The following is a 26841-nucleotide window of genomic DNA, read 5'->3' on the forward strand; positions in this document are numbered from 1 at the left end:
CAAGGTATGACGTGAGGACATGGCTAGTATGACTTTTTATCCATTGTTGCGACTACCTGTCGCCCGTTCCAATGAGGCCATTCCCGGGCCTGCGAATCCATCATAAACACAGCGCATGCCCGGCGTCTCAAACGAACAAAAAGGGCAAAGACATGGCGACGTGCGGCGAAGTATTGGTCAAGTTACTCGAAAACTACGGAGTCGAGCAGGTGTTCGGCATTCCAGGGGTTCATACCGTGGAGCTGTATCGCGGGCTGGCCCGTTCGAGCATCAACCACGTCACGCCGCGCCATGAACAGGGCGCCGGCTTCATGGCCGACGGCTACGCTCGCACCAGCGGCAAACCGGGTGTGTGCTTCATCATCACCGGTCCTGGCATGACCAACATCACCACCGCCATGGGCCAGGCCTACGCCGATTCGATCCCGATGCTGGTGATCTCCAGCGTGCAATCGCGCAGCCAGTTGGGCGGCGGTCGCGGCAAGCTGCATGAGCTGCCGAACCAGGGCGCACTGTGTGCCGGTGTGGCGGCGTTCTCCCACACCCTGATGTCGGCGTCGGAATTGCCGGGTGTGCTGGCTCGCGCCTTTGCATTGTTCCAGGCGGGCCGTCCGCGTCCGGTGCACATTGAAATTCCATTGGACGTGTTGGTCGAAGAAGCTGACGAGCTGCTCAGCAGCCTGCCGGTCAACATCGACCGCGCCGGTGCCTCGCCGAGCGCCGTGTCGCGCATGACCGACCTGCTGGCCGGCGCCAAGCGTCCGCTGATTCTCGCCGGTGGCGGTGCCATCGACGCGGCAGCCGAGCTGACTGAACTGGCCGAGATGCTGGACGCACCGGTCGCCCTGACCATCAATGCCAAGGGCATGCTCGCCTCCGGCCACCCGCTGCTGATCGGTTCGACCCAGAGCCTGGTCGCCACCCGTGCGCTGGTCGCCGAGGCCGACGTGGTGTTGGCCATCGGCACCGAACTGGCCGAGACCGACTACGACGTAACTTTCGCCGGTGGCTTCGAGATTCCTGGCCAATTGCTGCGCGTGGACATCGACCCGGACCAGACCGTGCGCAACTACCCGCCGCACGTGGCGCTGGTGGCCGACTCGCGCAACGCCGCCCAGGCTTTGCTCAGCGCCTTGTCGCACAAATCCCTGGCCGAACGCCGCAACGATTGGGGCCAGGTGCGTGCCGCTCGCCTGCGTGAAGACCTGGCCGCGACCTGGGACGCACCGACCCTGGCCCAGACCCGTTTCCTCGAAACCGTGCTGCACGAACTGCCGGACGCCGTGTTCGTCGGCGATTCGACCCAGCCGGTGTACACCGGCAACCTGACGTTCAACCCTGAGCGCCCGCGTCGCTGGTTCAACTCGTCCACCGGTTACGGCACCCTCGGTTACGCCTTGCCGGCCGCGATTGGCGCCTGGCTCGGCGGCAGCGCTGCAAACGGTACCCGCCCGCCGGTGGTGTGCCTGATCGGCGACGGTGGCCTGCAATTCACCCTGCCGGAACTGGCCAGCGCCGTCGAAGCGCGTACCCCGGTGATCGTGCTGCTGTGGAATAACCAGGGCTACGAAGAGATCAAGAAATACATGGTCAACCGCGCCATCGAGCCGGTTGGCGTTGACATCTACACCCCGGACTTCATCGGTGTGGCCAAGGCCTTGGGTTGTGCGGCCGAAGCGGTCAGCAGTGTCGAGCAACTGCGTGGTGCATTGCGTATGGCCACCGATCGCCAGGGCCCGACCCTGATTGAAATCGACCAGGCCAAGTGGATGCAGGCGGTGTCGAAATGACGCTTCCTACGACTCTGGATGGCCTGTACATCAACGGCCAATGGTCGGCCGGTAACGAACACCTGCGCGTGATCAACCCGGCGACCGAAGCCCTGTTGACCACGGTGAATGGCGGCGATGAGCGCGCGGTTGCTCAAGCCGTGAGCGCGGCGACCCAGGCGTTCGCCGACTGGTCGAAAACCACGGGCGCCGAACGCGGTGCCATCCTGCGCAAAATCGCCGTGGGCGTGCAGGCCAATCGTGAAAAATTGATGCACTTGCAATCGAGCAACAATGGCAAGCCGCAATTCGAAGCGGCGATCGACGTCGATGACGTGATCGCCACGTTCGAGTATTACGCCGGTCTGGCCGAAGGGCTGGACGCGAAGCAGGACAGCTCCATCGAACTGCCGAGCGATGATTTCAGCGCTCGCCTGCGCCGCGAACCTTGCGGTGTAGTCGGCCTGATCGTGCCGTGGAACTTCCCGATGGTTACCACCGCGTGGAAGCTCGCACCGGCCCTGGCTGCCGGGTGCTGCGTGGTGCTCAAGCCTTCGGAAGTCACGCCGCTGCCAGAGCTGGAACTGGCAACGATCATTGCTCAAGCCGGTTTGCCTGCGGGCGTGTTCAACCTGGTGTGTGGCACCGGCCTGGCTGTTGGCGCGCCATTGTCGGCGGATCCGCGTATCGCAAAAATTTCCTTCACCGGCAGCAACGCCGTTGGTGTGCAGGTCATGCAGCGGGCGGCGGAAACCGTCAAAGGCGTGAGCCTGGAACTGGGCGGCAAATCATCGCTGCTGGTGCTGGCCGATGCCGATCTCGACCTGGCGGTGGAAGTGGCCTGCGGCGGTGGTTTCTTCAACGCCGGGCAGATGTGTTCCGCCACCAGTCGCGTGCTGGTGGCCGATGAGCTGGCTGACGAATTCCTGACCCGTGTGAAGGCTCGTGCCGAAGCCATTCGTGTGGCCGACCCGTTCGACCCGAACGTGGAGATGGGTGCGCTGGTCAATCAGGCGCAATACCAGCGCGTGCTCGGTCACATCGATCGCGGTTTGAGTGCCGGCGCCAAACTGGTTTGCGGTGGCAATCGCCCGGCTGACCTGCCGCGCGGATATTTTTTGCAGCCGACGGTTTTCACTGAAGTGCCCCTCGACAGTGCGTTGTGGTGTGAAGAGATTTTCGGCCCGGTGATCTGCGTACGCAGTTTTGCCTCTGAAGCCGAGGCGATTGCCCTGGCCAACGACAGCCAGTTCGGCCTGGTCGCCAGTGTGGTGACACGCAATGCAGAGACCGCTGACCGCGTCGCCAACGCTTTGCAGGCGGGGCTTGTGTGGATCAACGCACCGCAGGTGATCTTCCCGCAGACCGCCTGGGGCGGCTACAAGCAGAGCAGCATCGGCCGCGAATTGGGGCCGTGGGGCTTGCAGGCTTTCCAGGAAATCAAACACGTGATTCGGGCTGTCTGACGCCGATCACTGTAGGAGCGAGCTTGCTCGCGATGGACGTCAACGATGACGTGGGGCGCCTGAATGTACGCGGCGCCCGTGCACCCATCGCGAGCAAGCTCGCTCCTACAGAAAATCCATCCGCATGCCCCGAAAGTAGGCATGCGCTGGCGTCATGGCTTCAATGAGTTTTTATCGATAGTCAGGTGTTTTACACGACCTCAGGATGAACTTGCTGGTTCAGCCAAGCCCCCGAAAATACGAGGGATAACGCTGCTCCAGTCGCGCGGATGCAACAGTTTCGACCTGCCTCATACCTACAAAAACAAAGGGAGTCCGTAATGGGCGAGCATGATCTGAACAGACGTCAATTTATCAAGACCGTGGGCGTAGCCTCGGTTGCAGCAGCGGCCATGAGCATGCCGTTCATCAAGGCCAATGCCAGCGACACACGTTTTGCCGGCAAGACCCTGCGTTTGCTGACCTGGTCCGACGACACCGGCCTGGCTGCACTGCGCAACATCGCCGCGACTTTCGAAGACAAGTACGGCTGCAAGGTCATCGCTGACCGCACCGGCAGTACCTCGGAAATGGTCGCCAAACTCAAGGCCGGCGGTGATCGTCCGCAATACGACATCATCACCCTGGCCGGCGTCGGCGCCGAAGGTCTGGCCGCCGCCAACCTGCTGGAAAAACCCGACCTCAACCGCATTCCCAACCTCGTCGACGTACCGGAGAAATACCGCACCGGCGCCAACGGCCACGGCATCGGTTATCTGCTGTGGTGCAACAGCCTGGTCTACAGCACCCGCACCCAGAAACAAGCGCCGGACAGCTATGCGGCCCTGTGGGACCCGGAGCTGGCCCCGAACATCTTCCTGCCGCCGCCAAACTGGACCGAGGCCATGGACCTGATCATCATCGCCGCCAAACTGGCCGGTGGTGACGAGCACAACATCGAGCCTGGCTTCAAGAAACTCGCCGAGCTGAAAGATCGTGTGGTGACCCTGGGCGAAAACCCGAACCAGATCGCCGAGCTGTTCCGCACCGGTTCCCTGGACATGGGCGGCCTGTACGCGCCGGCCTTCTTCCCGAAACAGATCCGCGATCCGAACTACGGTCTGGGCGCGACCTTCGGCATGAAGGAAGGTTTCTACACCGACCTGATGCTGTCGGTGATGCCGAAGAATCGTCCGGGCGATACCGACATGGCCTACGCCTTCATCAACCACTCTCTGGACCCGCTGGTGCAGGGCAAGATGGCTGAAGACATCTACAACGGCCCGGTCAACGCCAAGGCGATCATCTCCGCCGAAGCACGCAAGAGCCCGTACATCCTTACGCCGGAGCAGATTGCCGAGAAGGCGATCATGCACGACAACGCCTTCCTGGCGACCGTGCATGACCAATGGATTCGTCGTTACACGGAAATCTTTTCTTCCTGATCGAGTGACGCTCGCAAGCCCTTGAAGCACCACAAATCAAATGTGGGAGCGGGCTTGCTCGCGAATGCGGTGTGACATTCAACATTGATGTCGATTGACACGGCCCCTTCGCGAGCAAGCCCGCTCCCACATTAGAAACGCTGTGCTTTCAGGTCTTGTGTTTGTCAGCTGCTTTCCATTGACGAGACCCTTGCTATGGAACACCAACCTCTGACTCATCCGTTGAGTGCCGCCCCCGTGCGCGCCGATCGGGGTGTTTCGCCGACGACGCGCGCCTGGCTTTTCCTCTCGCCGTCGATGCTGTTTCTGGGCGTGCTGATTGCCGCCAGCCTGCTGGTACTGCGCATGAGCGTGGGCACCAAAGGCGCGGAATGGTCCGGGTTCAGCCTGGCCAGTTACGCCCAGTTGCTGGAACCCTATTACCTCAAATCCCTGATGCTGACCCTGCGCCTGGCGCTGATCAGCGCAGTGATCGCAGTGATTCTGGCGATCCCGGTGGCCTACACCATGTCGCGCCTGACCTCGCCGTTCGTGCGACGGATCTTCCTCGCGGCGGTGTTGCTGCCATTGCTGGTCAACCTGCTGCTGCAAAGCTACGGCTGGCTGGTGATCCTCGGCCCCGGTGGCATGCTCAACCAGACCCTGATGGGCCTGGGCCTGATCAAGCGTCCGATCATGCTGTTGTACAACCAGAACGGCGTGTTGATGGGCCTGGTGCAAACCGCCTTCCCACTGGCCGTGTTGCCGATTGCCAGCGCCATGCGCGGCGTCGCCCGCAGTTACGAAGAAGCTGCCGCCACCTTGGGCGCGAGTCGTTTCCAGGTGTTCCGCCAAGTGGTATTGCCGATGAGTCTGCCGGGGATCATTACCGGTGCGACCCTGGTGTTCGCCTACAACGCCAGCAGTTTCGTGGTGCCGTTGCTGCTCGGTGGCCGGCGCGTACCGATGCTGGCGGTGATGGTGCATGACCAGATCGCCCCGCTGATGAACTGGCCCGCCGCGTCCGCCGCCGGTGTGGTGTTGATCGTCACCACGCTCGCGATCATGACCTTGTCCGAATACATCACTGGCCGTCGTCGGCGCATGCTGGAGGCTTCCCAATGAACACCCTGACCAAGAAGCGTTATGGGCTGTTGCCCGGCGAGACCGGCAAGTTTGCCGGCATCCTTTCGGGCTTCATCCTGCTGCTGGCGGTACTGCCGATCCTGACCATGATCGTCATGTCCTTCAGCGGCGCGTCAAACCTCGACTTCCCGCCGAGCAGTTACAGCCTGCAATGGTACAAAGCCGCCTGGCACACCTTTGTGTCGCCGGACGCCAGCGATGTGCTGAGCCTGGGCAAAGCCATGACCACCAGCCTGATGGTGTCCTGCCTGACCATGGTCTTCGCGACCATCATCGCAGTGCCGGCGGCGTATGCCCTGACCCGTTGCGAGTTCCGCGGCAAGGCCGTGGCCCTGCAACTGATGTCGCTGCCCCTGGTGTTCCCGATGGTGGTATTAGGGCTGGCGTTGCTGCTGGTGTTCGACAGCCTGCCGTTCCAGATGACCACCTCGCGCCTGGTGATTGCCCACGTGATCCTCGCGTTGCCGTTCGTGGTGAAGAACTGCACAGCGGCAATGCTCTCCATCGGTAGCGAAGTCGAAGAGGCCGCGCAAATGCTCGGTGCCTCACCGCTGCGGGCGATTGTCGATGTGGTGGTGCCGTTGATGAAGTCGGGGATCCTGGCGGGCATGCTGCTGGCGTTCATCGTCTCGTTCAACGAATTCACCGTGACCTATTTCCTCTACACCATCGACGTCATGACCGTGCCGATCTGGATGTACAGCCGCACCGTGTCTTCGCTCGACCCAACCGTATTTTCGTTTGCCGTGCTGATCGTGCTGATCGACTTCGTCCTGATCTGGGCGCTGGAGAAGCTGGTTGGTGAAGGTGGCGTTTCGTTCTGATTTCTTGAGGTGATTCACATGACTGGTCTGATTCTGGAAAACGTCGAGAAACTTTACGGCTCGGCCTGTGCGGTAACGGATGTGAACCTGCATTTGCCCGAGGGCAAACTGGTGTGTTTCCTCGGCCCTTCGGGCTGCGGCAAAACCACCTTGCTGCGTATGATTGCCGGCCTTGAAACCTTGAGCGGCGGCGAGATCCGCCTGGACGGCGAAGACATCGGCAACACCCCGGCGCACCTGCGCAACTTTGGCATGGTGTTCCAGTCCCTGGCACTGTTCCCGCACATGACCGTGGGAGAGAACATCGCCTATCCGTTGAAGCTGCGCGGGGTCAGCAAGGCTGATCAGCAGGCGCGGGTGGTGGAGTTGCTGGAACTGATCCAGTTGCAGCAAATGATCGATCGTCCGGTGGCCAAGCTGTCCGGCGGGCAACGCCAGCGTGTGGCGATTGCCCGGGCAATTGCCAATCACCCGAAAATCCTCCTGCTGGATGAACCGTTGTCGGCGCTGGACGCCAAGCTGCGTGAGTCGATGCAGGTGGAAATTCGTCAACTGCAACAACGCCTGAACATCACCACCATCATGGTGACCCATGACCAGCGCGAGGCCATGACCATGGCCGATATCGTGGTTGTGCTGGGTGAGCACAAGGTGCAGCAGGTGGGCACGCCGATTGAAATCTACCGGCACCCGGCCAACGAGTTCGTTGCGGACTTCATCGGCTCGGGCAACATCTTCCCGGCCACGGCGCTGGGCAACGGCAAGGTCAGCCTGCCGGGCGGCGATGCGCTGCAAGTGCCAATCTGCACGAGCATTGCGGCAGGGGAAAAGGTGAAGATGCTGATTCGTCCGGAAGACCTGCAACTGTCGGCGCCGCAGGCGACCGCGGGCAACCGCTTGCTGGGCAAGGTGACGTTCGTGCGCGATATCGGCGCGACCATCGAGACTACGGTGGAGTGTTCCGGGGTGTCGTTTACCGCGCTGAGCACGCCGTGTCAGGGCTTTGGCCTGAGCGTTGGGCATCCGGTGTCGGTGACCTTGCCGGTGGAGGCTTGCCGGGTACTGGGCGCCTGATCGGAAATTGATGTTGGCCTTCCTGGCCTCTTCGCTGGCAAGCCAGCTCCTACATGATCACACAATTGGGTGAACACCAATATTCCCCTGTAGGAGCTGGCTTGCCAGCGAAGGCGTCACCCGCGACTCCGGATCAGACGCTCAAGCGCAACCGCGCCAGATCCCGCAACGGCGGCGCCCCGAACAACCGGCTGTATTCGCGGCTGAACTGTGAGGGGCTTTCATACCCGACGCGATACCCCGCCGCCGAAGCTTCCAACCCTTCGGCCAGCATCAACCGCCGCGCTTCCTGCAGGCGCAATTGCTTCTGATACTGCAACGGACTCATCGCCGTCATCGCCTTGAAGCGGTGATGCAGCGTCGACACGCTCAGGTTCACTTCTTTGGCCAAATCATCGATGCGCAACGGCTGTTCAAAATTGCCGTTGAGCCATTTGATCGCCTGGCTGATGCGATGGCTCTGACTGTTGGTGATGGCGATTTCGTACAGACGATGCCCTTGCTTGCTGCGCAGCAGTCGATAAAGGATCTCCCGGCGAATCAGCGGCGCGAGCATGGCGATGTCTTTCGGCGTGTCCAGCAAGCGCGCCAGGCGCAGCACGGCGTCGAGCATGGCGGTGTCGAGCCGCTCGACATACAGACCGCGCCCGGTCGGCCGGGTGGGCACGCCGAGGGGACCGGCGTCGGCGATCAGTGCGGTGATTTCCGCCGGGTCGATGTCCAGGCGCAAGGCCAGGATCGGTTCCTCGGCCGAGACATCCACCACCCGTCCACTCAGCGGCATCGAAACCGAGACCACCAGGTAGTTCAACGGGTCGTAATTGAAGTATTCATCGGCCAGCCGAACTTCCTTGCGCCCCTGGGCCATGATGCACAGCGCCGGTTGCGCCAGCCCGGGGGCGAACTCATGGGACTGGCTGTGGCGTGACATGAACAGCGAGCCGATGGCCGTGGCATAACTGCCATCTTCGGCGGTGTTACGGCGGATGATCGCCGCCAGTTCCGCGCGCTGCTTTTCCATGTCGGTGTCCAGCGGGGCTTGAAAGTGATCGAGCGACGGCATGCGCGGCATCCTCGGCAAGGCATGGAGGGAATGGGCAGAGCATAAGTTTGTGCAAGTGGCAGTGGTAGACACATCCTGCCAGATGCTTGCCTGATTCTGCCTGGGGTCGACCGGTGGTGTTGCCACTAGAGCCTTGAGCCTGAAAAACTTGCTTGAAACTCGTATGACAGAACCGTGACAGGGTTTTACCGCCTGTTACAGGCTGTCCAAGCAGTTTCGCAGGATTGTGCAACACGCCGGCAGAAATCGACTAACGAGACAGGCGTCGCGGCCCTTAACCTTGGATCCTGTCGCAGCCCGTCCCCCGGCTGCCACACGACTCCCCGGGAGGGTTGAACATGTCCAAGCAGATCCCCGTCAGTCATATGGCCTTCGTTCGAGCGCGTGCCGGGCGTTCGGCGGAACTCGGTGTGCGCCTCAGCGCCCTGATCGAACCGTCCCGCGCAGCACCGGGCTGCCTGAGCTTTGCCTTGCAGCATTCGCAGTGCGATCCCGAGTTGTGGCTGGTATCCGGTTTCTGGAGCAATCAACAGGCCATGACCGCGTACTTCAGCACGCCGGCGATGGAGATTTTTGCCGAGCTGGTGCAGGAACTGGTGGTCAACAGCCTGGATTTCCACACCTTCAAGGATGTCTCTGCGGCGCAGGCCCTCGGTCAGTCCGGGGCAGAGGTACACAAACTGGCCGGTTGAGGGTTTAATGACAGCATTCTCAACCAGCCAGGATTCGCGACATGGCACGTAAAGCCTTTGATCACTTCGAAGCTGTTTCCGCTGTAGTACCGGGCGAGGGTGGTTACCACGCCGCTATCGCCGTCAAAGCGCTGGATGGTTCCGGCGCCCCGCGTTTTCACAAAGTGCTGGAAGGCCAGGTCTTTAAAACCGCCCATGATGCCGATCTGGCCGCCGCCAAAGAGCTGCACCATCTCAAGGACGTCAAAGAAAACACCGATCTGCTCTGGTAATGACTTCACCGCCCCGGGCGGTACATCTTGAACAAGGCCTCAGGCCCCAGCTGGAAATAATCCGCTGGCCCGCCGCCGCGCAGAATCGGTTCTGCCGCGGCGGTGTCGTATACCCCATCCTTTAATAGCCATTTGGCGATATGCACGGCGACCACTTCGCCGAGGATCAGCCAGGTTGGCACCACATTGCCGTCCGCCCGTTGCAACTGAATGATCTGCGTGACCTTGCACTCGAAGGACACCGGGCTTTCGGCAACGCGTGGCACCTGGATTATTTTTGAAGCAGCGGTGGTCAGTCCGCTCAATTCGAATTCATTGATTTCCGGTCCGACATTGGCGCAGCTCTGGTTCATCTGTTCAGCCAACGGCCGAGTGGCCAGGTTCCAGGCGAACTCGCCCGTTTGTTCGATGTTGTTCAGGCTGTCTTTGCGACCGATGCTGGAAAAACCAATGATCGGCGGAATGTAGTTGAAGGCGTTGAAGAAACTGTAGGGCGCCAGGTTCAAGCGGCCCTTGGCATCCTGTGAAGAGATCCAGCCAATGGGGCGTGGGCCGACGATGGCGTTGAACGGATCGTGGGGCAGGCCGTGGCCGTTGGCGGGTTCGTAGAAATGGATGTCGTCGGGCATGGAGTGAGATCCGTAACTTGCGGGAGACGCTCATGGTGCAAGCACGCGCCGCGGATTTCCAGTCGGATGACGATCACTGTAGGAGCGAGCTTGCTCGCGAAAGCGGTGTGCCAGTCACATTGATGTTGGATGTGCCGCCGTCTTCGCGAGCAAGCCCGCTCCCACAGGTTTTATGTGATTGCCAGACTTTGTGTTCCCCCCAAAAATGATTAAGCCCGGCCGAAGCCGGGCTGTGAACTTCCCTCCACATTCAGCCGATAGCTTCTGCGCTGCCGGTTTTATCGAAGCCGTCGGCGGCATAGGTGCCCGAATGGGCTTGTTCGATGGCAGCGCTGGTACCGGCGCCGTAGGAGGCCGAGCCGGTTTTGTCGTAACCGTCGGCTGCAAAGGCATTGGCAGCCAGCACGGAAAGGGCCAGGGCAAGGATCAGTCGGGTTTTCATGACGGGTACTCCAGGTACGTTCGCAATGGGGGCGTTCAGACGCTCTTTCGAGGCCTGTAACGGATATACGTGCGTCCTGTTGAAATGGATGCACTCGGCTGCAGGGTGCGGCCGGTGAATTAACCGATGATTATCTTGCTGGCGGGGGAGATGAATGGTGCCCTTCGCGAGGTCGTTCGCGAAGGGCCATGGCACTCACCGTTGCAGTGAGTGCCGGCTGACGGTCAGTCCGTCACAATCCGCGAATGCTTGCGGGTGTCTTTCATGGTGACGTACACCAGCAACGACACGGCAATACACGCCGTGACGTACCAGTAGTAACCCGTCTCCATGCCGATGCTCTTGAACCACAGCGCGATGTATTCAGCGGTGCCGCCGAAGATCGATACGGTCAGTGCGTACGGCAGGCCAACACCCAGTGCACGGATTTCGGTCGGGAACAGTTCGGCTTTCACCACGGCGTTGATCGAGGTGTAGCCGCTGACGATGATCAGCGCCGCCATGATCAGGAAGAACGCGCCCCACCAGGTCTGGATGGTGTGCAAGGTAGTCAGGATCGGCACGGTGAACAGCGTACCCAGAATGCCGAAGGCAATCAGGATCGGTCGGCGACCGATTTTATCCGACAGCCCGCCGATGACCGGTTGCAGGCACATGAACAGGAACAGCGTGGCGGCGGAAATAGTGGTGGAGTCGGAAATGCTCATGCCGACGGTGTTCACCAGGTATTTCTGCATGTAGGTGGTGTAGGTGTAGAACGCCAGGGTACCGCCCATGGTCAGGCCGACCACAGTCATCAGTTCCTTCGGATGACGCATCAAGGTGCGCATCGCGCTTTCCTTGGCTTTTTCTTTCTTGGTGAACGACTCGGTCTCTTCCATGCCGCGACGCAGGTACAACGCAACCACTGCACACAGCGCGCCGATGGCGAACGGGATGCGCCAGCCCCAGGCGTAGAGCTCTTCGGTGGTCAGCAATTGTTGCAGCACGATCAGTACCGCCAGGGCGATGAGCTGGCCGGAGATCAGGGTCACGTACTGGAAGCTGGAGTAGAAGCCGCGACGTTCCTTGGTCGCCATCTCGCTGAGGTACGTGGCGGAGGTGCCGTATTCGCCACCCACCGACAGGCCTTGCAGCAAACGCGCGAACACCAGCAGGATCGGCGCGCCGATGCCGATGACTTCATAACTCGGGCTCAGGGCGATCAGCAGCGAGCCGAAGCACATCAGGTACACCGAGGCCATCAGGGCCTTTTTGCGTCCGACTTTGTCGGCATACAGCCCCATCAGCCAGCCACCGATCGGGCGCATCAGGAAGCCCACGGCGAAGATAGCGGCGGTGTTGAGCAGTTGGGCGGTGGTGTCGCCTTTGGGGAAGAAGGTCTTGGCGAAGTACAGGGAGAAAGCGGCGTAGACGTACCAGTCATACCACTCGACCATGTTGCCAACGGAGCCGCTGAAGATCGATTTGATGCGGCTGGACGTGGTTCTTTCTTTGGCCGGCACGGCAGCCGACCCAAGCGGCAGGGAGTTGGAGTTATCCATTGAAGGATCCTTCGTTTAATTGTTTTTGTGGAGCGCGTTTAAACGCAGCCTGCGGGGGATATAGCAGGAGCTGTGCCAAAGGGGAGAGGGCCGGTTTAGAGGGGTGAGGGTGTTTTGGTAAGCGGAAATCCGCTTATTGGAAGTAAGTGGTGAGCGAAAAATTGCCTATTTGCTTGCGGGGAGTGTTGGCTGTGCCGGCCTCTTCGCTGGCAAGCCAGCTCCTACAGTGGATCTGTGTACTGCGCACATTGTAGGAGCGGGCTTGCCCGCGAAGAGGCCAGTCCAGGCGCTACACGAACATCTCCCGGCTCAACCCATGCCGCTGCATCTTTTCATTGAAGGTCCGGCGCGGCAGTTGCAGTTCTTCAAGCACCGCTTTCACATCGCCCTTATGCCGGGTCAACGCGGCACGCAGGCATTGCGCCTCGAACGCTTCCTGCTGCGCCGCCAGCGACTGGCCGGGCTCGATGCCCAAGGGTTCCGGCTCACCGAGCCCCAATACCTGACGCTCGGCAACGTTCGCCAGTTCGCGCACATTGCCCGGCCAGTCGTGGCTCAATAGATGGCTCAACTGCGGACCGCTCAACGGCGCCAAGGTCCGGCCCAGACGTTCGGCAGCATTGCGGGCAAACGACTCGTAGAGCAACGGGATGTCCTCGCGCCGGTCACGCAACGGCGGCAAACGCAACTCGGCGACGTTCAGACGATAGGCCAGGTCTTCACGAAAACGCCCGGCCCGAGCCTCATCGAGCAGGTCCGGTTTGGTCGCGGCGATGATGCGCAAATCCACGCGGATGCTCTGGTTCGAACCCAGTCGCTCAAGCTTTTGCTCTTGCAATACCCGCAGCAATTTCACTTGCTGGGCCAGGGGCATGCTTTCGATTTCATCGAGAAACAGCGTGCCACCGTCGGCGTACTCCAGTTTGCCAATGCGCTTGCCGGACGCTCCGGTGAACGCGCCGCTCTCGTGGCCGAACAGCTCGGCCTCAAAGAGTTGCTCGGGGATGGCCGCGCAGTTGAGTGCGACAAAGGGCTTGTCGGCCCGCGGCCCGAAGTCATGCAAGCAACGCGCAACCAGCTCCTTGCCGCTACCGGTTTCCCCGCGAATCAATACGTTGACCGGCAGGGCTGCCAAGTCCAGCACCTGCCGGCGCAGGGTTTGCAGGCCACGGGACACGCCGAGCAGTGTGGCATCCAGTTTGGCGCGGTTGTCCGCCTGCTCGTGCAGCGCGCGGTTTTCCAGGACCAGCCGGCGCTTGTCGAGGGCGCGGCGCAGGCTGCCGAGCAGGGTTTCCGGGCTGAAGGGCTTTTCGAGGAAATCGTAGGCACCGTCGCGCATGGCCTCGACGGCCATCGGTACATCGCCGTGCCCGGTCAGCAGGATCACCGGCAAATCGGCATCCCGGCGTTGTACTTCCGCCAACAGTTCCAGGCCAGTCATGCCGGGCATGCGCACATCGCTGAGAATCACCCCGGCAAAATGCTTCGGCAACTGCACCAGGCACTCGTCGGCGCGGCTGAACAGCTGCACCTCGAAACCCGACAGGCTCAACCATTGCTCGACGGCACTGCGGATGCTGCTTTCGTCGTCGACCACCATCACTGAGTTCAGCATGGTTCATGCACCTCCTGGTCGATGGGCAAGGTCAGGGTAAACACGGCACCTTTGTCATGATTGCCGGCACTCAGGCGCCCGCCGGATTCGTGAACGATGGCAAAGGATACGGCCAGCCCGATGCCCAGTCCTTCGCCCACCGGTTTGGTGGTGAAGAACGGATCGAAGACTTTCGACAGATTTTCCTCGGCAATGCCACCACCGTTGTCGATGACACTCAAGCGCCACAATTGTTCGTCGGCTTCGAGGCGGATTTCCAGGCGTTTGCAGGGTTTATCCTGCATCGCATCCAGGGCGTTGCGCAGCAGGTTGATCAGCACCTGTTCCAGACGAATCGCATCGCCACGCACCCAGGCCGGGCGCGTCAGGTGCAGCACTGTGCTGACCTGTTCGTCGCGTAGCCGAGTGTCGAGCAGTTGCAGCGACTGGTCGACCACCGCCGCCAGGTCCAGGCGTTCGCGCAAACCGCTGGGGCTTTTGCGGGCGAAGGTTTTCAGGTGGCCGGTGAGGGCGGCCATGCGCGTGAGCATTTCATCCACCGGTTTGAGCGCCTTGTAGGCGTCATCGACCCGGCCGTGGTCGAGCAGCAGGCGCAAGGTCGCCAACTGCATGCGCTGGGCGGTGAGCGGCTGGTTGATCTCATGGGCCAGGGCGGCGGACATCTGCCCCAGCGCCGCGAGTTTGGCCGATTGCACCAGGCCTTCCTGGGCGGTGCGCAGATCGCGCGTACGCTCTTGTACAAGCTGTTCGAGTTCTTCGCGACTGCGCTGGCGCAGTTTGGCCAGGCGCCAGCGCTGGTTGAGAAACAGCAGCAGGAATACCAGGGTCAGCCACAGCCCGGCCGCGGCGAGTGCGGCATTGCGGCTGTCTTCGAAGGCGACCTGCGGGCGCCGCAGCAGGTGCAGGGTCCAGCCTTCGGCGCTCAGCGGCAGGGATTCCCACAGGTAATCCGCCTTGCCGTCCGGGCCATCGACCCGAGCCAGGTCGCTGTTGTCGTCGAAACGCCGCAACGACTGAAACACCAGCGGGGTCAGGGGCTGTTTGTCGTACTGGCGGGTGGCCTTGAGTTCGGCATGATCGCTGTCACTCAGCGGCTTGAGCAGGCGATAGCGCCAGCCCGGCTGGTTGGCGATGAAGATGATCCCGCGCGCATCGCTGACCAACAGCGTGTCGCTGCCCTGACGCCACTCGCGTTCCAGTTCGGGAAACTCCAGTTTCACCACCATGGCGCCGAGGAACTGGTTGTCGTCATCGCTGACTGCACTGGAAAGGAAGTAGCCGGGAATCCCGCTGGTCACGCCCACGGCGTAAAAGCGCCCGGTGCCCTGGGTGCGGGTCTGGCTGAAGTAGGGGCGAAAAGCGTAGTTGTGGCCGACGTAACTGCTGGGCAGGCGCCAGTTGCTGGCCGCGATGGCCAGGCCATTGCGGTCGAGCAATTCCAGGGTCGAGGAGTCGGCGGCGCCGTTGATCCTTTCCAGTTTGCGGTTCAGCGCATCCTGCTGCTCGGGGCTCACCGGCCCCTTGAGCGCCGAGCGCAGTTCCGGGTCCAGCGCGAGCACGGCGGGCAGGGCACGGTAACGTTCGATCAGGGTATGCAGGGACGTGGCATACAGCGCCAATTGCTGATTGGCGCGGGCGGCGTCTTCGACCATTGACTGGCGCACGGTGTGGCGCATGGCCAGGGTGGCGGCGATGGCGGCACCGGCGATGATCAATAAGCTGTAGAGCGCCAGGCGCAGGGTTCGGGAGGTCGGCAACATGCAGTGAACAACAGGCCAAAATGGGGGAAGGCACCATAGCATGCGAAGGGCAGTCTTCTCTCGCCGGAGTACCGTTATCCAGCCGAAAAAAAACCGGTCTGTCGTTGCCGACAAACCGGTTTTTTCAGCGGACCTGTGTGCCGTTTATTGCACTTCTACCGCCAGGCTTTCACTGATCTTTTTCTGCCAGATGGCAGGACCGGTGATGTGTACGGACTCGCCCTTGCTGTCGACCGCAACGGTCACCGGCATGTCCTTGACCTCGAACTCGTAGATCGCTTCCATGCCCAGTTCGGCAAACGCCAGCACCTTGGACTTCTTGATCGCCTGGGCGACCAGGTAAGCGGCGCCGCCGACGGCCATCAGGTACACGGCCTTGCTGTCCTTGATCGCTTCGATCGCGGTCGGGCCACGCTCGGACTTGCCGATCATGCCCAGCAAACCGGTCTGCTCGAGGATCTGGCGGGTGAACTTGTCCATTCGCGTGGCGGTGGTCGGGCCAGCCGGGCCAACCACTTCGTCACCGACCGGATCGACCGGGCCGACGTAGTAGATGAAGCGACCCTTGAGGTCCACCGGCAGGGTTTCGCCCTTGTTCAGCATTTCGACCATGCGCTTGTGCGCCGCGTCGCGACCGGTGAGCATTTTGCCGTTGAGCAGGACGGTTTCGCCCGGCTTCCAGCTCTGCACGTCTTCCGGGGTCAGGGTGTCGAGGTTGACGCGACGGGCCGACGGGCCGGCTTCCCAAACGATTTCCGGGTAGGCGTCCAGCGGTGGCGCTTCCAGCGAGGCCGGGCCGGAACCGTCGAGCACGAAGTGCGCGTGACGGGTGGCGGCGCAGTTCGGGATCATGCACACCGGCAGGGACGCGGCGTGGGTCGGGTAATCCATGATCTTCACGTCGAGTACGGTGGTCAGGCCACCGAGGCCCTGGGCGCCGATGCCCAGCTGGTTGACCTTTTCGAACAGCTCCAGACGCATTTCTTCAATGCGGTTCTGCGGGCCGCGTGCTTTGAGCTCGTGAATGTCGATGGATTCCATCAACACTTCCTTGGCCATCACAGCGGCTTTCTCGGCGGTGCCGCCGATGCCGATGCCGAGCATGCCCGGTGGGCACCAGCCGGCGCCCATTTCCGGGACGGTTTTCAGCACCCAGTCGACGATCGAGTCGGACGGGTTGAGCATGGCCATCTTCGACTTGTTCTCGGAGCCGCCGCCCTTGGCTGCCACGTCCACTTCCACGGTGTTACCCGGAACGATGGAGTAGTGGATGACTGCCGGGGTGTTGTCCTTGGTGTTTTTGCGAGCACCCGCCGGGTCGGCGAGGATCGAAGCGCGCAGGACGTTTTCCGGCAGGTTGTAGGCGCGACGTACGCCCTCGTTGATCATGTCGTCCAGGCCCATGGTGGCGCCATCCCAGCGTACGTCCATACCCACGCGGACGAACACGGTGACGATACCGGTGTCCTGGCAGATCGGGCGGTGGCCGGTGGCGCACATGCGCGAGTTGATCAGGATTTGCGCCATGGAGTCACGGGCTGCTGGCGATTCTTCGCGCAGGTAGGCCTCGTGCATCGCCTGGATGAAATCCACGGGGTGGTAGTAGGAAATGAATTGCAGGGCGTCGGCAACGCTCTGAATCAGGTCGTCTTGCTTGATCACGGTCATGAGTCGCGCTCCTCTAAAAGACGGGAACATTCAATAAGGTGCTTGCAGCTTGGGTGCATCGGTCGGTTGCAAGCACCTTTCAAGGCACGCCGGGCATGCTGGCGCGACGCTAAAAAGGCGCGGCAGTATAGCGCGCCTCGCCCAAGGGCACACGCGCCGGTAGTCAATCGTTGGTCTTATAAGATGCATAAAACCCTGTAGGAGCTGGCTTGCCAGCGAAAGCGGTGGACCAGCCGCCACCCGTATCGACTGCGAGTACGCCTTCGCTGGCAAGCCAGCTCCTACAGGGGACATGGCGTGGCAGCTGTTTTAGACCTGACGAAAATTGAATGGTCATTTATCAGACACGCCACTAAAGTGACATACGGTCTGTAGAGTAGGACGCTCTGTCAGTCTTCTTTCATTTGGTGAGTCAACGATTGACCCAAAACGCCATCCAGCGCCTGTTGCTCAAACGTTTCGCCCTCGCGGCCGGCACCTATGCCCTGGCCTTGCTCTTGCTTTGGCTGGCGTTTTTTACCGGTCACTTCGACGCGCCGCTTTCCAGTGTCGCCATCGGCAGCGCGCTGGTGGTGATCAGCCAGGCCACCCTGTTCGCGGTGTTTTACAGCGGCTGCAACCTGCGTTTCGCCGATCCCAGCCTGACCGAGGCACAAGTGTTGCTGGGACTGGGATGGCAAACCTGGCTGATCGCCCACCTGGACGAAGCCCGGGGTGCGTTTCTGGTGTTTTACGTCCTGATCCTGCTGTTTGGCCTGTTCCATCTGTCACGCCGATCCTTTGTGCGTTGCGCGTTGCTGGTGTTCTTCAGTTTCAGTGCGATCACGCTGTGGGAGGGCTACCACTTCCAGCTGCCCGACCCGGCCATGGCGGTGTTGCAGGTCTGCGTGCTGTTCATCGTGCTGGTGTGGCTGGTGCTGTATGCCCGCCATGTCCAGGCCTCGCGAAAGCGTATGCGCCAGCGGCGTTTTGCGTTGCAGGCGCACCAGGACACTCTGCGGGGAATGATGCGCCAGCTTGAAGGCCTGGTGGCCACCGACGAGCTCACAGGCCTGTTCAATCGCCGGCATTTCCTGCGTCTGGCGTCCCGCGAGCTGAAGGCCATGGAGGCAGGTGTCGTGCATGGCCTGGCACTGATCGACCTCGACCATTTCAAACGCATCAACGACCTGCACGGTCATGCCGCAGGTGATCAGGTCCTGCAAGCCTTTGCCGGCGTTGCCACCGCGTGCCTGCGCGACGGTGACGTTCTGGCCCGCTACGGCGGCGAAGAGTTCGTGGTGCTGCTACCCGATTGCAATGCCGACAGTTTGACTTCGTGCTGCGAGCGGCTGCGCATCGCGTTCACCGATGTCGAGTTGATCGGTCTGAATGTGCGTAACCTCAGCCTGTCCGCCGGCATGACCCTGCTGGAGCTGGGCGACGACCTCGATGACGCCCTGCAACAGGCCGATCAGGCGCTCTATCGCGCCAAGCGTGACGGCCGCAACCGATGTGCGGCAGCGTGGGAGAACGTCGATGCCTGAGCTGCGGGTTGGCGAGCGCCACTGGTCGGTGGCAGCGGGCAGCAATCTGCTCGACGCATTGAATCAGAACGGCGTGGCGGTGCCTTACAGTTGTCGCGCCGGCAGTTGCCATGCGTGCCTGGTGCAATGTGTGCGCGGCCTGCCGAGCGACAGCCGCCCCGATGCCCTGAGTGCACGGCAGCGTGAACAGGGCTGGCGCCTGGCGTGCCAGTGCCAGGTGGTCGAGGATTTGCAAGTGCACGCCTTCGATCCGCAACTCGATGGCCAGCCGGCCGAGGTCGCCGCGGTCGATTGGCTGAGTACCACGGTGCTGCGCTTGCGGGTCACCCCGCAGCGTTCATTGCGCTATGGCGCCGGCCAGCACCTGGTGTTGTGGGCGGGCAATGTGGCGCGGCCGTATTCCCTCGCCAGCCTGCCGCAGGAAGACCGTTTTCTGGAGTTCCATCTCGATTGCCGCCAGCCCGGGGAATTCAGCGATGCGGCCAGGCAAATGCAGATCGGCGATCCGATCCGTCTCGGTGAATTGCGCGGCGGCGCCTTGCATTACGATCCGGACTGGCACGCCCGGCCGTTGTGGTTGATGGCGGCCGGTACCGGGTTGGGGCCATTGTTTGGTGTGCTGCGCGAAGCACTGCGCCAGGATCACCAGGGCGCCATTCGCATCATTCACCTGGCCCATGATGCCGATGAACACTATCTGGCCAAACCTCTGCAAGCCATGGCCGCCAGCCGTCCGAACCTGACCGTCGAGCTGTGGACCCCGGCCGAGTTGCCAGCGGCTTTGGCGCAACTGCGGCTTGTTTCCCGGCAAACCCTGGCCTTACTCTGCGGAGCCCCCGACAGTGTCGACGCCTTCGCCAGGCGCCTGTACCTGGCGGGATTGCCGCGCAATCAACTGCTGGCCGATGTGTTCCTGCCCCGTGGTTGAGCGCTGACTTCGCTGTTGTGGCGAGCGAGCTTGCTCGCGCTTGAGTGCGCAGCGCTCACAGGTTTTTTGGGCCGCTGCGCAGCCCGGCGCGAGCAAGCTCGCTCACCACAATGAAATCTTCTGACCTCGCACCGCTGAGCCCTGCCATGACCGATGCCATCCAAGTTGAACGCGAACGCGGCCTGTTGACCCTGCGCCTGAATCGCCCGGACAAGAAAAACGCCCTGACTCGCGCCATGTACAGCCACTTGGCCGAGGCGTTGAAACAGGCCGACAGCGACCCCGAGATCAATGCAGTGCTGATCACCGGCTCTGCCGAATGCTTCACCGCCGGCAACGACATCGCCGATTTCATCCAGCAACCGCCGAACAGTCTCGACAGCCCGGTGTTCCACTTCATGCTCAACTTGCTCGAATGCCGTAAACCGGTGGTCGCCGCCGTGGCCGGAGCGGCGGTGGGCATTGGCACGACGCTGTTGCTGCATTGCGACCTGGTCTATGTCAGTCGCGATGCACGCTTGCGCATGCCGTTCGTCAACCTTGGTTTGTGCCCTGAGTTCGGTTCCAGCCTGATCCTGCCGCGTTTGCTCGGGCAAGCCAAGGCGGCGGAGTTGTTGCTGCTGGGTGAAAGTTTCAGCGGTGAACAGGCGGCTGCGTGGGGCATTGCCAATGAAGCCTTGGGCAGTGGCGAAGAGACCCTGGCCAAGGGGCGGGAGATGGCCTTGCGCTTTGAGTCGCTACCGCCGGAAGCGGTGCGGATCAGCAAGCAACTGATGAAAGCGCCGGATCGGGAGCTGTTGCGCAAGGTGATTGAAGAAGAGGGTGCGTTGTTCACCCAGCGGCTGCGTTCGCCGGAAGCGTTGGCGGCGTTGACCGGGTTTATCAAGCGGCATTGAGTTTTGTCGTGGCCTTTCTGACCTCTTCGCTGGCAAGCCAGCTCCTACAGGAGTAACGCGGTCCTTGTAGGAGCGGGCTTGCTCGCGAAGGGGCCGGATCAGGCAAAACAAAAAATGGATCAGAAAGCAAAAAGCCCCGCCATTCACATGGCGGGGCTTTTGTTTTTCAGCGACCGGTCACTCAGACCATCGGATCGCCAACGTGCAGGATCTTCATGCCGTTGGTGCCGCCGGTGGTGTGGTAGCTGTCGCCCTTGGTCAGGATGACCCAGTCGCCTTTCTCGACCACGCCGCGCTTGACCAGCTCGTCGATTGCTTTCTGGCTGACTTCGTTCGGCGCCAGCGAAGCCGGGTCGAACGGGATGGTGTACACGCCACGGAACATCGCCGCGCGAGCCTGGGCTTCGCGGTGCGGGGTGAACGCGTAGATCGGCACCGAAGAACGGATGCGCGACATGATCAGCGGGGTGTAGCCACTTTCGGTCAAGGCGATGATCGCCTTCACGCCCGGGAAGTGGTTGGCGGTGTACATGGTCGCCAGTGCAATGCTTTCGTCGCAGCGCTCGAACTCTTTGCCGATGCGGTGGCTGGAGGTCTTGCTGGTCGGGTGCTTTTCGGCACCGATGCAGATGCGCGCCATGGCCTGAACGGCTTCCAGCGGGTACAGGCCAGCGGCACTTTCAGCCGAGAGCATCACGGCATCGGTGTAGTCGAGCACGGCGTTGGCTACGTCGGACACTTCGGCGCGGGTCGGCATCGGGTTCTGGATCATCGACTCCATCATCTGGGTCGCGACGATCACCGCCTTGTTGTGGCGGCGTGCATGCAGAATGATCTTCTTCTGGATGCCCACCAGTTCGGCGTCGCCGATTTCCACACCCAGGTCACCACGGGCAACCATCACCGCGTCGGACGCCTTGATCAGGCCGTCGAGGGTTTCGTCATCGGCCACGGCTTCGGCGCGTTCGATCTTCGCCACCAGCCAAGCAGTGCCGCCGGCTTCGTCGCGCAGTTGACGGGCGTATTCCATGTCGGCGGCGTCACGCGGGAAGGATACCGCGAGGTAGTCGACTTCCATTTCCGCAGCGAGCTTGATGTCAGCCTTGTCTTTTTCAGTCAGGGCCGGAGCGGTCAGGCCGCCACCGCGACGGTTGATGCCTTTGTGGTCGGACAGCGGGCCGCCGATGGTCACGGTGCAGTTCAGTTCGGTGGCCGTGGCGGTATCGACGCGCATCACTACGCGACCGTCGTCGAGCAGCAGCTCGTCGCCCACGCCGCAGTCCTTGACCAGGTCCGGGTAGTCGATGCCGACCACTTGCTGGTTGCCTTCGGTCAGAGGATGGCTGGTGGAGAAGGTGAATTGATCACCGATCTTCAGCTCGATCTTCTTGTTGGCGAATTTGGCGATACGGATTTTCGGGCCTTGCAGGTCACCCAGCAGGGCGACGAAGCGGCCGTGCTTGGCAGCGAGGTCACGCACCAGCTTCGCGCGAGCCTTGTGCTCGTCGGGGGTGCCGTGGGAGAAGTTCAGGCGGGCGACGTCCAGGCCAGCCAGAATCAGCTGTTCGAGAACTTCCGGCGAGTTACTGGCCGGGCCAAGGGTGGCGACGATTTTGGTACGACGGACGGACATGCAAAGACTCCTGAGTTCAAGCGCTGAGTGAGGCTACTATGCTCTCGAGGTGTAGTCATTGTTCGTATGCACTACTTTTTTCGAAGAACTTTGTTATTGCCTTCTTTATTGAACGTAGCGACTTTGCATCTGGCGCCTGAAGATTTCCGACCACGGGTCGATACAGGGTTCAAGACAGGAGATCCCCCATGCGATTCGTGCTCATTGCCGCCCTTGCCCTCAGTGCCCTCAGCGTCACGGGTTGCACCCGTTGGTCGATGAACCATCATTTGAACAATGCCTACAGCGCCTATGACCGGGGCAATTGCGAGCAGGTGATGCTTGAACTGTCCAAGGTCGAACGCGACAGTCGCGCGCGGCCTTACGTGTGGCCGGAAGTGTCGATGATGCGCGGCCTGTGCCTGGAGCGACAGAAGATGTTCATCGACGCGGCCCAGACCTACCAGTTCATCATCGCCGAGTATCCGCAAAGCGAATACGCCTACCGCGCCCACGCCCGCCTGGAAACCTTGCAGAGCCTTGGCCACTACCCGATGCGCAGCGCAGCCGCCGTAAAACCGACGCAGTTCTGATGGCAGTAACCCTCTGATCGCTGGCTCACCGGCGGTGGTGAGCTATAGTCCAATGAACCGGTTTTAGAGCCTTGCCTCTGGACCGGGGCAACACCTGTGACCGGCACAAGCAAGACTCTGCGCTACAAGGACTGGCGCACCGGGAGCGGGGAGAGCGGGCAACGACACAATGCGTACCCGTTCCGAAGCAGTAGTGCGGCTCTGCTTAAGGGCCCTGCATAGTGAAATTGCACATGTTCACCGACCGCCGAATCGAGCGGCATCAACTGCCGTACTTCCTGAAAGTGTTCAACGGCATCACCGGCAAACCCATCGGCTATCTGGGCAATGTCTCCGAAGACGGGCTGATGCTGATCAGCCTGCTGCCGATGATGATCGGCGCGGACTTCAACCTGCGCCTGAAAATTCCCGCCAGCGAAGGTGGCCAGCGGATCATCGATCTGCAGGCCTGTTGCCTGTGGTGCCACGAAGACGCGACCCCACAACATTACGACGCCGGGTTCAGCCTGCAACGGGCTCCTCCGGAATATAAGCAGTTGGTGGAGGCGCTGAAGCAATATTTCAGTTTTCTGCCGTTACCTGCGTCAGCCTGAGATCACTGGGAAACCGGCTGTGAGTGATTGCTCAGGCTCAAACTCCAGTTCTCTTCCAGCCCAGGTACCGAGTCACCAATTCTGCCCCCAACTCCCCGGGCCGCACATCCATCACTGACACTCCATGAGCATTCAAGCGCTCATGGAGTTCGGCCCGTGCATTCAAGAAATCCACCGTCCCGCAATACGCCAGCGCCTCGGGTAAGGTCTGCACAGGTGACTGACGTAAAGTGTCGAGCACGTCTTCGTGCAGGCTCGCGACCAACACCTGATGCTTCTGGCTCAGGCGCTTGACGGCCGAAAGCAATTCATCGTCGTCTTCATCGCGCAGGTTGGTCACCAGCACCACCAGTGCCCGGCGTTTTTGCCGTGTCAGCAGTTGCGTTGCGGCGGCTTGATAGTCGGCACTGCGTTGGGTGCTGTTCAAGTCATAAACGCTGTTGAGCAGGGTGTTGAGATGGCTGGTGCCTTTTACCGGCGCAAGGTAGCGCGGCTGTTCGCTGGCAAAGGTAGTCAGGCCCACCGCGTCGCCCTGACGTAGTGCCACGTAACTGAGCAGCAAACAGGCATTGAGGGCATGATCGAAGTGCGATAGCTCATCATCCTGGCTGCGCATGTGCCGACCGCAGTCGAGCATGAAGATGATCTGCTGGTCGCGTTCGTCCTGATACTCCCGGGCAATCGGCGTGCGTTGGCGGGCGGTGGCTTTCCAGTCGATCTGGCGCAGGCTGTCGCCTTCACGGAATTCGCGCAATTGATGGAATTCCAGCCCCAGGCCCCGTCGTTGCTTCTGGCGTACGCCGAGCTGGCTGAGCCAGTTATCCACCGCCAGTAATTGTCCTTCATAGAGGCGGGCGAAGTCGGGGTAGACGCGGGTGGTGTCGGGAAGGTCGAGCAAGCGCTTGCCGGACCACAATCCCATGGGGCTGGGCAGGCTGATTTCGCAGTGTTCGAAGCGCAAGTGACCGCGTTGGAGCGGGCGCAGCCGATAGTCGATCCGGCTGTGCTGACCGGGTTGCAGTTCGACCGTCAGCGGCAGGTTTTCGAAGCTCAGGCCCGGCGGTAAGTGGTCGAAGACTTGTATGTTCAGCGCTTGAGTAAAATCGTGTTCGACAGTCAGTTGCACTTCGCTCCATCGACCCAGCGCCAGGCTGCCGGGCACCTGGCGTTGAATGCGAGGGGAGGGCTGGCGTTTGAGACGGATCGCGTCGAGTAGCGCCAAGGCCAGGAGTGCCAGCAGCAAGCCCCAGTTGATGGCCGGCAGGCTCGATGGAACTGTGATGTCCAGCGCCCGCAACGCGCCCAGCACGATGCCGATGGCCAGCAGAACTGCGAGCCAGATCAACAACAGGCGCGATGGTTTCATCGGCGCATTCCCTTTGTGGCGAGGGAGCTTGCTCCCGCTCGGCTGCGCAGCAGTCGCAAAACAGCTGGGCGCGGTTTGCCTGGGGTAACGCGTCGGCTGGTTTTGGGGCTGCTTCGCAACCCAGCGGGAGCAAGCTCCCTCGCCACAGGGTTTGCGTTCGACATAAGGATGTTCACAAACGTGGCGCTGGCACTTGGTCGAGCATTTGCTGGAGTACCTGATCGACATCCAGCCCTTCGATGTCCAGCTCCGGTGCGATGCGCACCCGATGGCGCAGCACGGCCAGGGCGCAGCCCTTGATGTCATCCGGGATCACGAACCCGCCACCGCGCAGCAGCGCCCGAGCCCGACCGCAGCGCACCAGTGCGATGGACGCTCGCGGCCCGGCGCCGAGGATCAGGCCCGGCCAGCTGCGTGTAGTGCGGGCCAGACGCACGGCGTAATCGAGCACCTGATCGTCCAGCGCCAGGTCACTGGCAATGCGTTGCAGGGCCAGCACATCCCTGGCCTGCAATAACGTGCGCATGGGTTGGACATCAAGCATGTCGGCCCGGGTCGAGCGGCTGACCTGGCGCACCATGTTCAGCTCTTGTTCGGCGTCGGGATAATCCATGCGCACCTTGAGCATGAAGCGGTCCAGCTCGGCTTCCGGCAACGGATAAGTGCCTTCCTGCTCGATGGGATTTTGCGTGGCGAGCACCATGAACGGTTGCGCAATCGGCAATGGCCGGCCTTCGAGGGTGACTTGCCGTTCCTGCATGGCTTCGAGCAGCGCCGCCTGAGTTTTCGCCGGGGCGCGGTTGATCTCGTCGGCCAGCAACAGATTGGTGAACAGCGGGCCTTTGCGCAGCTTGAATTGCTCGGTCTGCAAGTCGTACACCGCGTGACCGGTAACGTCGCTGGGCATCAGGTCCGGGGTGAACTGGATGCGCGCGAATTCACCGCCGAAGCAACGGGCGAGGGCGCGCACCAGCAGGGTCTTGCCCAGCCCCGGCACGCCTTCGAGCAGTACATGACCGCCGGCGATCAACGCCGTCAGGACATCGTCGATCACGCTGTCCTGGCCGATCAACGCTTTTTGCAACTCATGGCGTACGGCCTGGGCCAGATAGCTGGCACGCTGACGTTGTTGGGCGGCATGGTCCGATACGTCGGGCTCGATGGGTTCACTCAGCGTTTCCGGAGCCTTGTTAACAGTTACATTTGTTTTATCTTCCATAAATCAGCCACTTATCGAATCTAACTTTTTTCACGTATTTTTTTACGCGTGGAACGAGTGAGTGACTGCCAATCTGCCTCATTGCAATCCCATGGCAACCCTTCATTTGAGCGTTCGTCAGAGGTGGAGGTTAGTCTATGACGGTCAACTGCCGACATTACCTGCCTTTGGAGGCCGAGCGACCAGTCCGCTGTAAAAAAGCTGGTGCCAGCGAACGACAGCCGAAAGCTGCCGACCATCAAGGGCTGCTACCGACCTGGAGCAGTCGGCGAAGAGAATAATGGCAAATTAGTAGCTATGCTTGGTCTGCTGTCGAAGCTGATCAGGCAGTCCGGCAGGCTGCGCGGAAATGACCCGCAACGTGCCCTATGTCACCCGACTATTGTGCGTGAAGCATCCAGTTCAGGGGCGCAAATCCGCAACGACACTCGGGAAGACATGGAGCAAACCCTGCATCTGCAGGCGCAGGGTTTGGACTAGATCTGTCGGGATCACTCAGGATCGAATCGACTTTCGCTACGGTGCGGCTGGGCACTGCGAAAACGGGGATATGCTCACCCCAGACATGCTGGCCAAGGTCTGCACGCTCGCCAGAGGCGCAGAACGAGGCTGAGGACATTGAAAGGAACAGAACATCTGGCAAAAGTGATTGCCGACGTTCAGTTCTACAATGGAGAGCGAGGAGAATCGTTACCTGAAACGATGCGTATCAAACGCAATAAATGAAAATGATTTCGTTTT

23 protein-coding genes are annotated in these 26841 nt (G+C 61.2%); 13 read left to right on the top strand and 10 right to left on the bottom strand.

Features of this window, described 5'->3' with window-relative positions; genetic code table 11:
• Positions 1-152 precede the first annotated feature (152 nt).
• The 6 genes from AC07XF_RS08215 to AC07XF_RS08240 all read left to right on the top strand — a co-directional run bounded on the left by AC07XF_RS08215 (position 153) and on the right by AC07XF_RS08240 (position 7682).
• On the top strand, positions 153-1790 hold the full coding sequence (locus AC07XF_RS08215; RefSeq protein ID WP_495026102.1) for a 5-guanidino-2-oxopentanoate decarboxylase: 1638 nt from the start codon (positions 153-155) through the stop codon (positions 1788-1790).
• Positions 1787-3235, top strand: a complete 1449-nt coding sequence (locus AC07XF_RS08220) for an aldehyde dehydrogenase family protein (protein WP_495026103.1) — start codon at positions 1787-1789, stop codon at positions 3233-3235. Before AC07XF_RS08215 ends, AC07XF_RS08220 begins: the two co-directional genes overlap by 4 nt.
• A gap of 320 nt (positions 3236-3555) precedes the next feature.
• Positions 3556-4659: an ABC transporter substrate-binding protein gene (locus AC07XF_RS08225; protein WP_007986100.1), complete on the top strand. Its 1104-nt coding sequence runs from the start codon at positions 3556-3558 to the stop codon at positions 4657-4659.
• Positions 4660-4854: 195 nt separating this feature from the next.
• Complete coding sequence (locus tag AC07XF_RS08230; RefSeq protein ID WP_007986102.1) at positions 4855-5763, top strand: ABC transporter permease; 909 nt, start codon at positions 4855-4857, stop codon at positions 5761-5763.
• Positions 5760-6608, top strand: coding sequence for an ABC transporter permease (locus AC07XF_RS08235; protein ID WP_495026104.1), 849 nt, complete (start codon positions 5760-5762; stop codon positions 6606-6608). Before AC07XF_RS08230 ends, AC07XF_RS08235 begins: the two co-directional genes overlap by 4 nt.
• Before the next feature lie 18 nt (positions 6609-6626).
• Positions 6627-7682 carry an ABC transporter ATP-binding protein gene (locus AC07XF_RS08240; RefSeq protein WP_495026105.1) on the top strand — a complete coding sequence of 352 codons (1056 nt, stop codon included), beginning with the start codon at positions 6627-6629 and terminating at the stop codon, positions 7680-7682.
• Between the two features lie 133 nt (positions 7683-7815).
• On the opposite strand, the gene AC07XF_RS08245 is transcribed toward AC07XF_RS08240, so the two are convergent.
• Positions 7816-8745 (bottom strand): AraC family transcriptional regulator, encoded by a 930-nt coding sequence (locus tag AC07XF_RS08245; RefSeq protein ID WP_495026106.1) that lies wholly within the window; start codon positions 8743-8745, stop codon positions 7816-7818.
• 338 nt (positions 8746-9083) lie between these two features.
• Here AC07XF_RS08245 and AC07XF_RS08250 point away from each other — a divergent pair, with 338 nt between their 5' ends.
• The gene (locus AC07XF_RS08250; RefSeq protein ID WP_495026107.1) at positions 9084-9437 is read left to right on the top strand and encodes a putative quinol monooxygenase; all 354 of its coding nucleotides are present in this window, start codon (positions 9084-9086) and stop codon (positions 9435-9437) included.
• Between the two features lie 41 nt (positions 9438-9478).
• Positions 9479-9709 (top strand): hypothetical protein, encoded by a 231-nt coding sequence (locus AC07XF_RS08255; protein WP_495026108.1) that lies wholly within the window; start codon positions 9479-9481, stop codon positions 9707-9709.
• A 5-nt stretch (positions 9710-9714) separates the two neighbouring features.
• Here the strand turns inward: AC07XF_RS08255 and AC07XF_RS08260 are convergent, their stop codons facing one another.
• The 6 genes from AC07XF_RS08260 to AC07XF_RS08285 all read right to left on the bottom strand — a co-directional run bounded on the left by AC07XF_RS08260 (position 9715) and on the right by AC07XF_RS08285 (position 17367).
• Positions 9715-10338, bottom strand: a complete 624-nt coding sequence (locus AC07XF_RS08260) for a flavin reductase family protein (protein ID WP_495026109.1) — start codon at positions 10336-10338, stop codon at positions 9715-9717.
• 250 nt (positions 10339-10588) lie between these two features.
• Entirely contained in the window at positions 10589-10780 is a 192-nt protein-coding gene (locus AC07XF_RS08265) for a hypothetical protein (protein WP_495026110.1), read from the bottom strand.
• A 224-nt stretch (positions 10781-11004) separates the two neighbouring features.
• Entirely contained in the window at positions 11005-12324 is a 1320-nt protein-coding gene (locus AC07XF_RS08270; RefSeq protein ID WP_007986116.1) for an MFS transporter, read from the bottom strand.
• A 289-nt stretch (positions 12325-12613) separates the two neighbouring features.
• Positions 12614-13939 carry a sigma-54-dependent transcriptional regulator gene (locus tag AC07XF_RS08275; protein ID WP_495026111.1) on the bottom strand — a complete coding sequence of 442 codons (1326 nt, stop codon included), beginning with the start codon at positions 13937-13939 and terminating at the stop codon, positions 12614-12616.
• Positions 13933-15699 (bottom strand): sensor histidine kinase, encoded by a 1767-nt coding sequence (locus AC07XF_RS08280; protein WP_495026112.1) that lies wholly within the window; start codon positions 15697-15699, stop codon positions 13933-13935. The genes AC07XF_RS08275 and AC07XF_RS08280 overlap by 7 nt, the downstream gene beginning before the upstream one ends.
• Positions 15700-15843: 144 nt before the next feature.
• Positions 15844-17367: a fumarate hydratase gene (locus tag AC07XF_RS08285; RefSeq protein ID WP_007993671.1), complete on the bottom strand. Its 1524-nt coding sequence runs from the start codon at positions 17365-17367 to the stop codon at positions 15844-15846.
• A gap of 419 nt (positions 17368-17786) precedes the next feature.
• Between AC07XF_RS08285 and AC07XF_RS08290 the strand changes: the two genes are divergently transcribed.
• The 3 genes from AC07XF_RS08290 (at position 17787) to AC07XF_RS08300 (ending at position 20717) form a co-directional block, all read left to right on the top strand.
• Positions 17787-18893: a GGDEF domain-containing protein gene (locus AC07XF_RS08290; protein ID WP_495026113.1), complete on the top strand. Its 1107-nt coding sequence runs from the start codon at positions 17787-17789 to the stop codon at positions 18891-18893.
• On the top strand, positions 18886-19821 hold the full coding sequence (locus tag AC07XF_RS08295) for an iron-sulfur-binding ferredoxin reductase (RefSeq protein WP_495026114.1): 936 nt from the start codon (positions 18886-18888) through the stop codon (positions 19819-19821). The genes AC07XF_RS08290 and AC07XF_RS08295 overlap by 8 nt, the downstream gene beginning before the upstream one ends.
• A gap of 146 nt (positions 19822-19967) precedes the next feature.
• Positions 19968-20717 (top strand): enoyl-CoA hydratase-related protein, encoded by a 750-nt coding sequence (locus AC07XF_RS08300; protein WP_495026115.1) that lies wholly within the window; start codon positions 19968-19970, stop codon positions 20715-20717.
• 181 nt (positions 20718-20898) lie between these two features.
• Here AC07XF_RS08300 and pyk read toward each other — a convergent pair whose 3' ends face one another.
• Complete coding sequence (pyk, locus tag AC07XF_RS08305; protein WP_007986125.1) at positions 20899-22350, bottom strand: pyruvate kinase; 1452 nt, start codon at positions 22348-22350, stop codon at positions 20899-20901.
• A gap of 188 nt (positions 22351-22538) precedes the next feature.
• Between pyk and AC07XF_RS08310 the strand changes: the two genes are divergently transcribed.
• Positions 22539-22922: a tetratricopeptide repeat protein gene (locus AC07XF_RS08310; RefSeq protein WP_495026116.1), complete on the top strand. Its 384-nt coding sequence runs from the start codon at positions 22539-22541 to the stop codon at positions 22920-22922.
• A 233-nt stretch (positions 22923-23155) separates the two neighbouring features.
• Positions 23156-23515 carry a PilZ domain-containing protein gene (locus AC07XF_RS08315; RefSeq protein WP_495026117.1) on the top strand — a complete coding sequence of 120 codons (360 nt, stop codon included), beginning with the start codon at positions 23156-23158 and terminating at the stop codon, positions 23513-23515.
• Between the two features lie 37 nt (positions 23516-23552).
• On the opposite strand, the gene AC07XF_RS08320 is transcribed toward AC07XF_RS08315, so the two are convergent.
• Together AC07XF_RS08320 and AC07XF_RS08325 are read right to left on the bottom strand one after the other, a co-directional pair.
• Entirely contained in the window at positions 23553-24881 is a 1329-nt protein-coding gene (locus tag AC07XF_RS08320) for a DUF58 domain-containing protein (protein WP_495026118.1), read from the bottom strand.
• 172 nt (positions 24882-25053) lie between these two features.
• On the bottom strand, positions 25054-26055 hold the full coding sequence (locus tag AC07XF_RS08325) for an AAA family ATPase (protein WP_495026151.1): 1002 nt from the start codon (positions 26053-26055) through the stop codon (positions 25054-25056).
• Positions 26056-26841: the final 786 nt, after the last annotated feature.

The sequence above is a fragment of the Pseudomonas sp. GW821-FHT01C01 genome, from assembly GCF_059422645.1.

What these genes read in the sequence shown, in the direction of transcription:
- AC07XF_RS08255 (WP_495026108.1), top strand. Translation starts at nt 9,479, where the DNA reads ATGGCACGTAAAGCCTTTGATCACTTCGAAGCTGTTTCCGCTGTAGTA.
- pyk (WP_007986125.1), bottom strand. Translation starts at nt 22,350, where the DNA reads ATGTCCGTCCGTCGTACCAAAATCGTCGCCACCCTTGGCCCGGCCAGT.
- AC07XF_RS08240 (WP_495026105.1), top strand. Translation starts at nt 6,627, where the DNA reads ATGACTGGTCTGATTCTGGAAAACGTCGAGAAACTTTACGGCTCGGCC.
- AC07XF_RS08285 (WP_007993671.1), bottom strand. Translation starts at nt 17,367, where the DNA reads ATGACCGTGATCAAGCAAGACGACCTGATTCAGAGCGTTGCCGACGCC.
- AC07XF_RS08275 (WP_495026111.1), bottom strand. Translation starts at nt 13,939, where the DNA reads ATGCTGAACTCAGTGATGGTGGTCGACGACGAAAGCAGCATCCGCAGT.
- AC07XF_RS08225 (WP_007986100.1), top strand. Translation starts at nt 3,556, where the DNA reads ATGGGCGAGCATGATCTGAACAGACGTCAATTTATCAAGACCGTGGGC.
- AC07XF_RS08245 (WP_495026106.1), bottom strand. Translation starts at nt 8,745, where the DNA reads ATGCCGTCGCTCGATCACTTTCAAGCCCCGCTGGACACCGACATGGAA.
- AC07XF_RS08280 (WP_495026112.1), bottom strand. Translation starts at nt 15,699, where the DNA reads ATGTTGCCGACCTCCCGAACCCTGCGCCTGGCGCTCTACAGCTTATTG.
- AC07XF_RS08260 (WP_495026109.1), bottom strand. Translation starts at nt 10,338, where the DNA reads ATGCCCGACGACATCCATTTCTACGAACCCGCCAACGGCCACGGCCTG.
- AC07XF_RS08230 (WP_007986102.1), top strand. Translation starts at nt 4,855, where the DNA reads ATGGAACACCAACCTCTGACTCATCCGTTGAGTGCCGCCCCCGTGCGC.
- AC07XF_RS08295 (WP_495026114.1), top strand. Translation starts at nt 18,886, where the DNA reads ATGCCTGAGCTGCGGGTTGGCGAGCGCCACTGGTCGGTGGCAGCGGGC.
- AC07XF_RS08250 (WP_495026107.1), top strand. Translation starts at nt 9,084, where the DNA reads ATGTCCAAGCAGATCCCCGTCAGTCATATGGCCTTCGTTCGAGCGCGT.
- AC07XF_RS08220 (WP_495026103.1), top strand. Translation starts at nt 1,787, where the DNA reads ATGACGCTTCCTACGACTCTGGATGGCCTGTACATCAACGGCCAATGG.
- AC07XF_RS08315 (WP_495026117.1), top strand. Translation starts at nt 23,156, where the DNA reads ATGTTCACCGACCGCCGAATCGAGCGGCATCAACTGCCGTACTTCCTG.
- AC07XF_RS08300 (WP_495026115.1), top strand. Translation starts at nt 19,968, where the DNA reads ATGACCGATGCCATCCAAGTTGAACGCGAACGCGGCCTGTTGACCCTG.
- AC07XF_RS08310 (WP_495026116.1), top strand. Translation starts at nt 22,539, where the DNA reads ATGCGATTCGTGCTCATTGCCGCCCTTGCCCTCAGTGCCCTCAGCGTC.
- AC07XF_RS08320 (WP_495026118.1), bottom strand. Translation starts at nt 24,881, where the DNA reads ATGAAACCATCGCGCCTGTTGTTGATCTGGCTCGCAGTTCTGCTGGCC.
- AC07XF_RS08215 (WP_495026102.1), top strand. Translation starts at nt 153, where the DNA reads ATGGCGACGTGCGGCGAAGTATTGGTCAAGTTACTCGAAAACTACGGA.
- AC07XF_RS08265 (WP_495026110.1), bottom strand. Translation starts at nt 10,780, where the DNA reads ATGAAAACCCGACTGATCCTTGCCCTGGCCCTTTCCGTGCTGGCTGCC.
- AC07XF_RS08235 (WP_495026104.1), top strand. Translation starts at nt 5,760, where the DNA reads ATGAACACCCTGACCAAGAAGCGTTATGGGCTGTTGCCCGGCGAGACC.
- AC07XF_RS08270 (WP_007986116.1), bottom strand. Translation starts at nt 12,324, where the DNA reads ATGGATAACTCCAACTCCCTGCCGCTTGGGTCGGCTGCCGTGCCGGCC.